Source organism: Cellulomonas sp. IC4_254 (assembly GCF_011603975.1).
Classification (GTDB): Bacteria; Actinomycetota; Actinomycetes; order Actinomycetales; family Cellulomonadaceae; genus Cellulomonas.
Window position 1 is genome coordinate 1 of the sequence record NZ_JAANNB010000141.1, and the last position, 10,490, is coordinate 10,490.

Below are 10,490 nucleotides of genomic sequence, written 5' to 3' on the forward strand. Positions count from 1 at the left end.
GCCCGCCGCCGCGGCGGCGCCCGCGGCCGACGAGCCCCGCCGGCCCGGCGCGCTCGACGCGGAGGCGGCGCAGATGCTCGCCCTGCGGGCCGACATCCAGGAGCAGGCGTTGAGCGAGCTCAGCCAGCTGTCCTCGTACCGGCCCAAGGTCGACGTGCCGGCCGGTGGCTCGCTCACCCGCCGGGTGCCGACGGCGATCCCGGCCGCTCCCGAGATCTCGCAGCCCGAGTCGGGTCCGGCGCCGGCGCGTGACGCCGACAGCCTGCGCGACCGCCTGTCGAGCTTTCAGTCCGGCAGCCGTCGGGGGCGTCGTGCCCTCGGCGACGCCGACGCGGGCCGGTCCGGCGCCGAGCCGGAGCAGCCCCGCACCGAGTCCGACTCCCAGCCCGTCCCGCCGTCGCCGTCATGGTGACACCCGTCCCCGCAGCCGCACCCGCGCCTGCATCACGTCAGGAGGATGTGTGACCACCCTCAGCACCGAGGCAGCCAACTTCGGCTGGCTCCTGGACAACTTCGTCCGGACCGTGCCCGGCACCCGGCACACGCTGGTGGTGTCGGCCGACGGCCTGCTCATGGCGATGTCCGAGCAGCTCGACCGCACCAGCGGCGACCAGCTCGCGGCGATCGTCGCCGGCATGTCGAGCCTGACCCGGGGGGCGGCGCGCCAGCTCCGCGCCGGTGACGTGCGGCAGGCGATCGTGGAGATGGACAACCTGTTCCTCTTCCTGATGAGCGTGTCGAACGGCTCCGTCCTCGCGGTCGTCGCCGACGCCACCTGCGACGTGGGCCTCATCGGCTACGAGATGGCGATGCTCGTCTCGCGGACCGAGGCCACGCTCACCCCGCAGCTCATCACCGAGATGCGCGGCAGCCTGCCCGTCGACGGCGCCACGCGCGCTCCCACCGTGTGAGGTAGCCGATGAGCGAGAGCGAGTTCGAGACCAGGACCGTCCGCCCGTACGCCCTCACCGGCGGCCGGGTGCGGTCCGAGCGGTCCGACTACCCCCTCGAGGCGCTGGTGGAGATGCTGCCCGCCGGCGTCTCGGGCCAGGGCCTCACGCCCGAGAAGCGGGCGATCCTGCAGCACGCGTCGCACGGCTACATCTCCGTCGCCGAGCTGTCCGCGCTGCTGCACCTGCCCCTGGGCGTGACGCGCGTCGTCGTGTCCGACCTGGCCGACGCGGGCTACGTGCGCGTGCACTCGTCCACGCCGGTCGAGACCACCACCGGTCAGTCGCCCGCCCTGTCCCTGAGCGTCCTGGAGAGTGTTCTCAATGGCATTTCCGCCCTCTGACGCCGTGGCCACCGGCCAGGCCGCTGCCGTGCCCACCGCCCGCCCCGCCGGCGACGCCGGCGAGATGGGTGCCGCGCCCACCGTCGTCAAGATCGTCGTCGCGGGCGGCTTCGCCGTCGGCAAGACGACCTTCATCGGGTCGATCTCCGACATCGAGCCGCTCAACACCGAGGCCGCGATGACCGAGCACTCGGTCGGCATCGACGACGCCGGCGGCCAGTCCGAGCGCAAGACGTCGACCACGGTCGCCATGGACTTCGGGCGCATCGCGCTGCCCGGCTCGCTGTGGCTGTACCTGTTCGGCACCCCGGGCCAGGACCGGTTCCTCTTCATGTGGGACGACCTGGTGCGCGGCGCGATCGGTGCCGTCGTGCTCGTCGACACCGACCGGCTCGACCAGTGCTTCCCGGCCGTCGACTACTTCGAGTCGCGCGGCATCCCGTTCGTCGTGGGCGTCAACTGCTTCGACGGCGTGGCCAAGCACCGCCTGGAGGACGTGCGCGAGGCGCTCGCGATCCCGGCGCACGTGCCGGTGCTCTACACCGACGCGCGGTCCCGCACCGCCACCAAGCAGACGCTGATCCAGCTCGTGCAGCTCGCCATGGAGCGGCTGCGCAGCTCCGCGGCGTGAGCTGACGACCCGCGCGCCCCGCTACAGTGCGGGGCGTGCGGGTCTACGCCGACGGCTCGGCGCTCCTGCGCTACCTGCCGTTCCCGGACCACTCGGTGGACTGGCAGCGGTGGGCGGAGCAGCACGAGCCGGAACTCCTCGTCACGCCGCTGTCCCTGAGCGAGCTGCGCCACGCGGCCGCCACGGCGCCGGCGCACGTCCGCGCGCGCGTCCACGCCGCCGCGGAGCGGCTGGAGGTCGTCCGGTTCTCGGACCAGGCGGTCGGCGCCGCCGCGATGACGACGGCGGTGCTGTCGCCGTTCGCGTCCCTGCACCTCGGCGTCGCGCTGGCGCACCCGGACGTGACGGGGTTCGCGTCGTACGACGTGCGGCTGGCCTCGGTGGCCGCGATCCACGGCCTGTCGGTCGTGTCCCCGGGTCTGCCGGACCGCTGGTGGGACGCCGCCGCCTGACCGTCAGAGCACCAGGTGCAGGCGGCGCTCCGAGACGTCGAGCGTGACCGTCTGGCCCCACGTCGCGGTGAGCCGGTCGGCCTCGAGGCCGTCGCCGAACACCACCAGCGCGTCCGACTCGACCAGCACCTCCAGCCGCGCACCGGGCTCCAGCAGCCCGGCGGTCAGGTCGGCCCCGGTGGTCGGCGACGGCCACGCCTCGCGGACGAACCAGGCCAGCGTCGCCGCGCCCGGCGCCGGCAGCGGGGGAGCGTCCGCCCGGCCCCGGGCCAGCGAGGCCGCCCACCCGGTCGCGCCGGTGCCGGACGCGACGACCAGCCCGGAGGACGACTGCCGCTCCACCGCGTCGGCGACGCGCAGCCGGTAGCGCGCGGACTGGTGCGAGCGGTGCCCGACGAACACGTCGTTCAGCGCGTCGAGCCGCGTCCCGTCGTCCACCGTCGCCCGCACGAGCGCCCGCTGCTCGACCCGCGCCCGGCCGGCGGCCACCGCGGCGAGCACGGCGGGGACCGTCGCGGCGCGGTGCCGGACCAGGACGCCGGGGTTCCGCCCGGGCTCCGGGTCGACGCCGACGACGGGCTGGCCGCCGACGTACTTGGCGGTGTTGGCGACGAGCCCGTCCGGGCCGACCACCAGCACCACGTCCTCGGGGTCGAACGCGAACCGGTGCAGGTCCGCCCGCTCGACCTCCCCGCGCCGCCAGTCGACCGGGATCGCGGCCCGGGTGCGGGCGAGCGCGTCCGCCAGGGCGTCGTGCCGCTCCTGCACCTCGGCCAGCGTCCGGCCGCGGGTGCGGAGGAAGAACTCCACCTGGCCGCGGGTGCCGTGCCGGTCGACGAGCTCGTCGAGCTCGCTGCGCCGGTGCACGACCACCGCGCGGGGGGCGAGGGCCACGGTCACTCGCCCCCGGTGCGCGCGGCCTGGGTCGCCGGGGCGCCCGCCGTGCCGCGCCCGGCCAGCGCCGTCAGCGCGCCGGTCAGCACGTCCGGGGTCAGCGTCAGCTGCCCGACCTGCGGCAGGTGCGCCGCGAGCTCCTTCGCGGCCAGCGCGAGCAGCACCCCCTGCGGCACCTCGGCGTAGGCGGCGAGCCGGGCGCCCTCGGCGGCGGCCTCGGCCTCGCCCCGCAGCCGGGCGGCGTCCGCGTCGGCGGCGGCGAGCACGCCCTGGCGCTCGGCGCGGGCCCGGGCCTCGACCAGGGCGGCCGCGGCGGCCTCCTCGGCGCGGGCGCGGGCGTTGGTGCCCTCCTGCAGCACGAGCTGCTGCTCCCGGCCGGCGAGCTCGATCCGGTTGCCCAGCTCGTTCTCGGCGATCGCCCGCTCGCGGTCGACGGCCAGCGCCCGGCGCTCGTACGTCGACCGGTCGGCCTCGGCCTGGGCGGCCTCCCGAGCCGGGGTCTGCAGCGCGCGCTCCAGGTCGGCGTCCGCGCGGACCGACCGGACCCGGGCGCCGAGCACGGTGATACCGGTGGCGTGCACCCGGACGTCGGCGAGCAGCGCCGCGGTGACCTGCTCCCGCAGGGGGCCGGCGCCCGAGGAGATCGCCTCGCGCAGCGTCACGCCGGCGAGCGCGTCCATGACGTGCCCGGCGGTGAGCTCGCCGAGCAGGTGCGCCACCTGCTCCAGCGGGTTGCCGTTCCACGCGCCGGTGCTCGGCGAGATCGACAGGTCGAGGCGGGTGGCCGCGAGCTCCGGGTCGGTGAACCGGTACGACACCGTGACCTGCACGGTGACCTCCTGGAGGTCGGCCGTGCGGGCGTGCGCGACGAGCGGCAGCTCGCGGTCGTCGAGCGGGACCTCCGACAGCACGGCGCTCAGCGGCCGGAACCAGAAGGCCAGGCCGGCGCCGGAGCGGCGCAGCGCCCCGCCGTGCAGCTGGACCACGTGCGCGGTCGGCGCCGAGCGCAGGTGCCGCAGGAACGGGTAGCGGGTGATGGTGGCCATCGGGTCCTCCTCGGTCTTTCTCGTCACGACGACGATAAGCCGCGCCGCCGTTTGTCGTCAACCTGACGAGATAGGATCGCCCGCATGGACGCACCCGACGACTGGCCGCGGTTCGCCGTCACCGTCGACCTGGTCGTGCTCACCGTGCGGCACGGCCGGCTGCACGTGCTCCTCGTCCGGCGCGGGGAGGACCCGTGGCGCGGGGCGTGGGCGCTGCCAGGGGGCTTCGTCCACCCTGACGAGGACCTGCACGAGGCCGCCGCGCGCGAGCTCGCCGAGGAGACCGGCGTGCACCAGGCGGCGGGGCACCTGGAGCAGCTCGGCACGTACGGCGCGCCCGACCGGGACCCGCGCATGCGCGTCGTCTCCGTCGCGCACCTCGTGCTCGCCCCCGACCTGCCCGAGCCCACCGCCGGCACCGACGCCGCGGCCGCCGCCTGGGTGCCGGTCGAGGAGGTCGCCGGCCCGGACCTCGCGTTCGACCACGCCCGGATCCTGGCCGACGGCGTCGAGCGCGCCCGCGCCAAGCTCGAGTACTCCCCGCTGGCGACGGCGTTCTGCGCCGAGCGGTTCACCGTCGCCGAGCTCCGTGCGGTCTACGAGGCGGTCTGGGGCCGGCCGCTCGACCCCCGCAACTTCCACCGCAAGGTCACCTCCGTGCCGGACCTGCTGGTCGACACCGGCGAGCGCCGCACCGAGGGCCGCGGCCGGCCGGCGACGGTCTACCGCCCGGGTCCGGCGACCACGATCGCGCCACCGCTCTCGCGGGACTGAGCGACCTCGGCCTACGGTCGGGACATGACGCAGCTCGACCTCACCGGACGCACGGCGCTCGTCACCGGCTCCACCCAGGGTATCGGCGCCGCGATCGCCGCGGGGCTCGCCCGCGCCGGCGCGCGCGTCGCCGTCAACGGCCGCACCGCGGGGTCCGTCGACGCCGCCGTGGCCCGGCTGTCCGAGGAGCACGGTGACCGCCCCGGCTCGTTCGTCGCGGCACCGGGCGACGTCAGCACCGACGCGGGCGCCGAGGCGGTCCGCGCGGTCGTCCCCGACGTCGACGTGCTGGTCAACAACCTCGGCATCTTCGAGTCGCGCCCGGCGCTGGAGATCACCGACGACGAGTGGCGCCGGTACTTCGAGGTCAACGTCCTCGCCGCGGTCCGGCTCACCCGCGCCTACCTGCCGGGCATGACCGGCCGCGGCTGGGGCCGGGTGCTCAGCATCGCCTCCGACTCGGCGGTCGTCATCCCGGCCGAGATGATCCACTACGGCATGTCCAAGACCGCGCTGCTCGCCGTGTCCCGGGGCTTCGCCAAGGAGGCCGCCGGCACCGGGGTCACGGTCAACTCGGTCATCGCCGGGCCGACGCACACCGGCGGCGTCGAGGACTTCGTCTACTCGCTCGTCGACCGGGACCTGCCGTGGGACGAGGCGCAGCGCGAGTTCATGCGGCGGCACCGGCCGCAGTCCCTGCTGCAGCGGCTGATCGAGCCGGAGGAGATCGCGAATCTCGTGGTGTACCTGGCGTCGCCGCTCGCGTCCGCGACGACCGGCGGCGCCCTGCGGGTGGACGGCGGGTACGTGGACGCGATCCTGCCCTGAGGCCGGTCGGGGAATTGCCTCGCCCCGACCGCCGCGGCCCCGCTAGCGTCGCGGCTCGTGCGCAGCATCCCCCCGACCCTCGACCCGGACGTCGTCCGGCAGATCGACGCGCGCCTCGACGGGGTCGAGGCCGACCACGGCGTCCGCATCCTCTGGGCGATCGAGAGCGGCAGCCGGGCGTGGGGCTTCCCGTCGCCGGACAGCGACTACGACGGCCGGTTCCTGTACGTGCAGCCGGCAGCGGACTACGTCGCCCTCCGCCGGCGCCGGGACGTCATCGAGACGCCGCTCGACCACGTGTACGACGTCAACGGCTGGGACGTGCGCAAGGCGCTCGGGCTGATGCTGCGCGGCAACGCGACCGTCGGGGAGTGGCTGCGCTCGCCGATCGTCTACCGCGGGGACGAGGCCGTCGCGGCGGGGCTGCTCGCGCTCGCCGACGACGTCCTGGACCGCGCCGGCCTGGTCCGGCACTACCGGCACGTCGCGCGCAACAACCTGGCCCTCCTCGCGAGCAGCGGCCGGCTCAAGAAGTTCTTCTACGCGCTGCGGCCGGCGCTGTGCCTGCGCTGGCTGCGGCTGCACCCGGACGTCGCCGTCCCGCCGATGGACGTCGCGGCGCTCGTCGCCGGGGCCGACCTGCCCGCGGCGGCGGTGCGCGAGATCGAGGACCTGGTCGCGAGGAAGGCGCGCACGCGCGAGATCGGGCACGCGCCGGTGCCCGGAGTGCTCCTGGCGTTCGTCGAGTCGGAGCTCACGCTCGCGGAGGCCGATGCGGCCCGCCGCGTGCCGGCCGGCGATGCGCGGGACCGTGACGACGCGCTCGCCCGGGCGGACGCGTTCCTGCTCGGCCTGCTGGGGCTGGCGAACGTGGCCGTCGCGCCCGCCCGCTGAGCAGGGGCTGGGTGGGTGCCGCTGAGTGGGTACCCCTGAGTGGCCACCCAGGCCGGCGCCGACGGCAGAATCCACCTGGACGACGGTGTCCGGGGCGCGACCCGGTCCGGCACGAGGAGCGGGGCGGATGCAGCGAGGAACCGATCGCAGGAAGCCGTCGGGTCTGCTGCTCGCCTACGTGGACGAGTCGTACTCTCCCGACTGGTTCTGCCTCGGTGCGGTCGTCGCTGACGGGGCAGCGGTGACACGGATCGAGTCGGGCTTCGACGCCCTGCTCGCACGATACGACGGCCGGTTCGGCCTCGGGGTGCGTACGGAGCTCCACGGCTATCCGATGTTCCAGGGCGCGGGGTCCTGGCGCCGCGTGCCGCTACGGGTGCGGATCGACCTCTACGCCGGGGCGATGCGGGTGATCGGGGAGTCCGGGGCGCTGGTGATCCTGCGGGGCATCGACGTGGCGCGCCAGCGGCTCCGGTACGCGCAGCCGCACCCGCCGCACGAGGTCGCCCTGGGGCACCTGCTGGAGCGGATCGACACCGCCTCGGGCGTGCGGGGCGCACATGCCCTGGTGCTCGCCGACGAGGTGCACAACAGCGAGCGGCACCGGACGAACTTCCGTGGCTTCCGGACCGAGGGCACCCCGGGCTACCGCAGCAGCACGCTGCCCCGGCTCCTCGACACGATCCACTTCGCACCCTCGCACCACTCACGCCTGCTCCAGGCGGCGGACCTGGTGACGTTCCTGTACCGGCGCCGCTTCGTCCACGTGGAGAGCGACGAGCGGGCACAGGCCGTCAACGACCTGATCTGGTCGCACGTCGAGCCTGTCGTCGAGCACGAGCACTGCTGGCGGCCGTAGACGCACGAGAGCCCCGTCCGTCGACGGGGCTCAAGGCAAGGCGGGAGGCCTGTCGGCGTCCTGCCCCTTCACCGTAGCGACCGCGGAGGGGCGTCCGCCACCCCATCTCGTGCAGGTCGCCGCTGGTAGGGTCGCCGCGTTCGTGGGAGGGCTGGCTGAGCGGCCGAAAGCGACGGTCTTGAAAACCGTTGGGGCGTCGAAAGGCGTCCTCGTGGGTTCGAATCCCACGCCCTCCGCCCCGGCCGGCGCCGGCCCCGTGTCACCAGGCGGCGCGGGACGCCAGGCCCAGCGTGTAGTCCTCCCAGTACGTGCCCGCCACGGGCCCGCCGTTGCAGGTGCCGTCCGACCGGCCCACGGTCTTGATCCACAGGTCCGCCACGTGCGGCCCGGTGCCGGTGGCGTGGGGCGCCGCGCCGAGCGCCCGGCCCTCCGGGTTGCACCAGACCGTGCCGTCCGGCCCGGCCAGCGGGCCTGCGCCGTTGCGCGAGGTGTCGACGACGAACGCCTTCCCGCCGAGCAGCGCCGACAGGTACGTGCCGTAGGCGACCTCGTGCGTGCTGCGCTGGAAGTTCGACACGTTGACGGAGAAGCCGGCGGCGCGGTCGACCCCGGCCGCGCGGAGCCGGAGCGCCATGTCGCGGAGCTGGTCGGCGCTCCACCCGAAGCTGTTGCTGCTCGCCGCGTCGAGGTACACCTCGGCCCCGGCGGCGCGGTACGCCTCGACGGACGCGCGGAGCAGGTCGAGCCGCTGGTCGCGGTCGCCGCACCGGTCGAGGTGCAGGAGCGCGTCCGGCTCGACGACGACGACGGCCCGCGAGCCCCGCAGGCCGGCGGCGACGGCGTCGACCCAGGCGCGGTACTCGGCACCGGTCGCGAACCCGCCCGCCGAGTACGAGCCGCAGTCCCGGTCCGGGATCGCGTAGGTGACGAACACCGGCGTGCGCCCGGCGGCGGTCGCAGCGGCGGCGTAGGAGCGCACGGCGGTGGTGCCGTCGGCGGGGCCGAGCCAGCGCGCGGACCCGCCGCTCGCGGCCTTGTCCAGCAGGGCGGCGTCGTCGGTGCGGCCCTCGGTGCGGGCGGCGGCCGCGGCGCGGGCCACGTCGGACCCGGGGTCGGCGTACTGCGGGGCGGCGGACAGGACGGTGCGGTACACCCGCTCGCCCGCGCCGGCGTCCGTGGTGGAGCCGCCGGAGCCGGAGCCGGGCCGGGACACCACCGGGAGCGCCGCGGGCAGCGGCAGGCCGACGACGGCCGGCACCTTCTCGACCACCGGCACCGGCGTGGACCACACGCTCGCCCCGGCGGTCGAGATGAGGTAGGCCCGCGCGTGGTCCTTGACCACCAGGCGCGCGCCCGGGGACGCCGCGCCCGCCGACCACAGCACCGCGCCGCCGGGGGAGACCACCTGGAGGTCGCCGGCGGTGGTGACCCGGGCCGAGGAGCCGCGGGTGGTCGTGCCGGTGCGCCAGGCGACGGCGCCGGCGCGGGTCAGCACCAGGTCGCCGTCGGGGCCCATCGTCAGCCGGACGTCGCCGGTCGCGATCGACTCGCCCCCGAGGAGCAGGCCGCCCGAGGGGAGGCGGTCGGCGGGGGTCACGCGCAGCGCCGGGCCGTCGGAGGTCGACTTCCAGACCAGCCGCCCCGCGGTGTCCACCGTGTAGACGACCCCGTCCGGCTTGATGATCGACCGTGCGCCGGGCGAGGCCGCGCCCGTCGTCCAGAGCAGCGTGCCCGACGCGGAGCGCACCTCGAGCGCGCCCGACGCCTGCTGGACGAGGCGCGCGCCGGGGTTGCCGGCGGTCCCGGTGTGCCACAGCACCGGCCCGGTGCCGAGCCGCACCGTGACGTCACCGTCGGCACTGACGGCCAGGGTGTGCGTGCTGCCAACCGCCGCGAGGGAGGCCCCCGCGCCGAGCGCCTGCCCGCTCGTGAGCCGGTCGGAGGCGGCGACGGAGCCGGTGGTCGACGCCGTCCCGGACGAGGCCACCGGGGTGTCGGCGGCCGACGCCGCGGGTGCCAGCGCGACCACCACCAGGAGCGCGGCGGTCGCCGTGTGCACGGCGGCGGCCAGCGTCCGGGACCACGGGGCGGTCGGTCGGGCGGCGGGCGTGCGGGTGGCGCGGGGCATGGCGGGGTCCTCGTCGGGGAACGGCTTTCCCCTCCCATCGACGGGGCCACGGGCTCGTGGTGCCGTCGGTGCGGGTGAACCGCGCCGGACCCCCCGCGCTCACCCCGGCGACACCGACCCGTCGACGTAGGACCACCGGCCGTCCTCCCGGACGAACCGGCTGACCTCGTGCAGCGACCCGCGCCCGTCGCCCGGGTCGCGGTAGGTGGCCCGGAACTCGACGGTGCCCGTGGTGTCGAACGGCCCGCCCGCGCTGGTGGCGAGCACGTCCAGGCGCAGCCAGCGCGTCGCCGGGTCGAGGTCGAGGTCCGCGGGGCGGGTCGAGGGGTGCCAGGTCGCCCGGAGGTAGTCCGCGTCCCCGACGGCGAACGCGCTGTACCGGGACCGCATCAGCGCCTCGGCGGTCGGGGCGGTGCGCTCGCCGCGGTGCAGCGGGCCGCAGCACTCGGCGTAGGGCAGGCCGCTCAGGCAGGGGCAGCGGGTCGGGGTCGGCACGGTCCCAGTATCGGGCGGCTCAGCGCCGCACGCCGCGTGCCCGTGCCCGCACCGGCACCCGGACCCGCGCGCGCCGCACCGCCGCGGCGCGCAGCGCGACGCCCGCGCCGGCCAGGCCGAGCGCCAGCACCGCCAGCGGGAGGCTGTCGGCGCCGGTCCGGGGCAGGTCGTCCGCCCCGAGCACGCCGGAGCCGC

13 protein-coding genes and 1 tRNA gene are annotated in these 10,490 nt (G+C 76.0%); 10 read left to right on the top strand and 4 right to left on the bottom strand.

All coding sequences use genetic code 11. The annotated features are described in order from the left end of the window. The 5 genes from G6556_RS13460 to G6556_RS13480 form a co-directional block, all read left to right on the top strand. On the top strand, positions 1 to 412 hold a 412-nt coding region (locus tag G6556_RS13460; protein WP_205693465.1), incomplete at its 5' end, for a hypothetical protein. A 49-nt stretch (positions 413 to 461) separates the two neighbouring features. Continuing rightward, on the top strand, positions 462 to 911 hold the full coding sequence (locus G6556_RS13465) for a roadblock/LC7 domain-containing protein (RefSeq protein WP_147794822.1): 450 nt from the start codon (positions 462 to 464) through the stop codon (positions 909 to 911). 8 nt (positions 912 to 919) lie between these two features. After that, on the top strand, positions 920 to 1,294 hold the full coding sequence (locus tag G6556_RS13470; protein ID WP_166942260.1) for a DUF742 domain-containing protein: 375 nt from the start codon (positions 920 to 922) through the stop codon (positions 1,292 to 1,294). Continuing rightward, a complete protein-coding gene (locus tag G6556_RS13475) occupies positions 1,275 to 1,925 on the top strand; it encodes an ATP/GTP-binding protein (RefSeq protein ID WP_166942263.1) in 651 nt (216 codons plus the stop codon). The genes G6556_RS13470 and G6556_RS13475 overlap by 20 nt, the downstream gene beginning before the upstream one ends. A 35-nt stretch (positions 1,926 to 1,960) precedes the next feature. After that, positions 1,961 to 2,377 (top strand): PIN domain-containing protein, encoded by a 417-nt coding sequence (locus G6556_RS13480; protein ID WP_346774894.1) that lies wholly within the window; start codon positions 1,961 to 1,963, stop codon positions 2,375 to 2,377. 3 nt (positions 2,378 to 2,380) lie between these two features. On the opposite strand, the gene G6556_RS13485 is transcribed toward G6556_RS13480, so the two are convergent. Both G6556_RS13485 and G6556_RS13490 read right to left on the bottom strand, forming a co-directional pair. Continuing rightward, positions 2,381 to 3,271, bottom strand: coding sequence for an NAD(+)/NADH kinase (locus G6556_RS13485; RefSeq protein ID WP_166942269.1), 891 nt, complete (start codon positions 3,269 to 3,271; stop codon positions 2,381 to 2,383). Positions 3,272 to 3,273: 2 nt separating this feature from the next. After that, positions 3,274 to 4,344 carry an SPFH domain-containing protein gene (locus G6556_RS13490; RefSeq protein ID WP_346774895.1) on the bottom strand — a complete coding sequence of 357 codons (1,071 nt, stop codon included), beginning with the start codon at positions 4,342 to 4,344 and terminating at the stop codon, positions 3,274 to 3,276. A 57-nt stretch (positions 4,345 to 4,401) separates the two neighbouring features. Here G6556_RS13490 and G6556_RS13495 point away from each other — a divergent pair, with 57 nt between their 5' ends. The 5 genes from G6556_RS13495 (at position 4,402) to G6556_RS13515 (ending at position 7,908) form a co-directional block, all read left to right on the top strand. Continuing rightward, on the top strand, positions 4,402 to 5,091 hold the full coding sequence (locus G6556_RS13495) for an NUDIX domain-containing protein (protein ID WP_166942272.1): 690 nt from the start codon (positions 4,402 to 4,404) through the stop codon (positions 5,089 to 5,091). Positions 5,092 to 5,115: 24 nt separating this feature from the next. Then, complete coding sequence (locus G6556_RS13500; protein ID WP_166942275.1) at positions 5,116 to 5,919, top strand: SDR family oxidoreductase; 804 nt, start codon at positions 5,116 to 5,118, stop codon at positions 5,917 to 5,919. A 57-nt stretch (positions 5,920 to 5,976) separates the two neighbouring features. Then, positions 5,977 to 6,813 carry a nucleotidyltransferase domain-containing protein gene (locus G6556_RS13505; protein WP_166942278.1) on the top strand — a complete coding sequence of 279 codons (837 nt, stop codon included), beginning with the start codon at positions 5,977 to 5,979 and terminating at the stop codon, positions 6,811 to 6,813. Between the two features lie 127 nt (positions 6,814 to 6,940). Then, on the top strand, positions 6,941 to 7,672 hold the full coding sequence (locus G6556_RS13510) for a DUF3800 domain-containing protein (RefSeq protein ID WP_166942281.1): 732 nt from the start codon (positions 6,941 to 6,943) through the stop codon (positions 7,670 to 7,672). 145 nt (positions 7,673 to 7,817) lie between these two features. After that, positions 7,818 to 7,908 (top strand) — tRNA-Ser (locus tag G6556_RS13515). A 23-nt stretch (positions 7,909 to 7,931) separates the two neighbouring features. On the opposite strand, the gene G6556_RS13520 is transcribed toward G6556_RS13515, so the two are convergent. Then, positions 7,932 to 9,800, bottom strand: a complete 1,869-nt coding sequence (locus tag G6556_RS13520; protein WP_166942284.1) for a glycoside hydrolase family 6 protein — start codon at positions 9,798 to 9,800, stop codon at positions 7,932 to 7,934. A gap of 99 nt (positions 9,801 to 9,899) precedes the next feature. Continuing rightward, on the bottom strand, positions 9,900 to 10,295 hold the full coding sequence (locus tag G6556_RS13525; RefSeq protein ID WP_166942287.1) for a YchJ family protein: 396 nt from the start codon (positions 10,293 to 10,295) through the stop codon (positions 9,900 to 9,902). Positions 10,296 to 10,490: the final 195 nt, after the last annotated feature.